This is a genomic window from Campylobacter concisus (genome assembly GCF_015230015.1).
Taxonomy (GTDB): domain Bacteria; phylum Campylobacterota; class Campylobacteria; order Campylobacterales; family Campylobacteraceae; genus Campylobacter_A; species Campylobacter_A concisus_AF.
This window is the reverse complement of record NZ_JAAKZC010000038.1, coordinates 1-728: the sequence shown is the minus strand read 5'-3', so window position 1 is coordinate 728 and position 728 is coordinate 1. Positions and strand designations below refer to the sequence as shown.

General features: G+C 38.6%; 1 protein-coding gene. It reads left to right on the top strand.

The window, feature by feature from the left end; genetic code table 11:
- On the top strand, positions 1-728 hold a 728-nt coding region (locus G6W42_RS10350; RefSeq protein WP_196779979.1), incomplete at both ends, for an Ig-like domain-containing protein.

Genomic DNA, 728 nt, shown 5'->3' with positions numbered 1-728 from the left:
AGATGGCAACCCAGACAAAGGAATTGTAAAAGGTCATTCAGATGAGCCAAATGCTCCAGTAGTAGTAAAAGATAAAGATGGCAAAATAATTGGTAGTGGCACAACTGATGACAAAGGAAATTTCGAAATCACTACTGATCCAATCAAACCAGGTGATAAAGTAACTGTAGAAGTAACTGATAAAGCTGGCAACACAGGTAAAGGTGATGGCACAGCTGGTAATACAATTTACACAGATACAACTCCTCCAACTGATCCAACAATCACATTTGTTGAAGATATCAATCCAAAAGATGGCAAGCTAAATAAAGCTGAAAACGGTAGCGATAGTGATAACGCTAACACAACAGCTAAAATTTCTATCCCAACAGATGCAGTAGTAAATGACGTGATCAAATACACTGTAAATGGTGAAGAAAAATCACACCCTATAACTGATGCTGATAAAGCAAAAGGACACATAGAGGTTAAAGTACTAGTAGTTGATGGACAAACTTCAACTATCACAGCTAAGATCGTTGATCAAGCTGGTAATGCTAGTAAAGAAGTATCTGGTAGCGTAGATGTGGATCTAACTATCGGCAATCCAAAAGTAAGATTCTTAGAAGATACAGATAATAACGGCGTTCTAAGCGTTGCTGAAGTGGCTGCTATAAAAGACGGCAAAGCTCACTGGGTAATAGATATCCCAACAGACGGTAGTGTAAAAGCTGGTGATGTGATCCAGT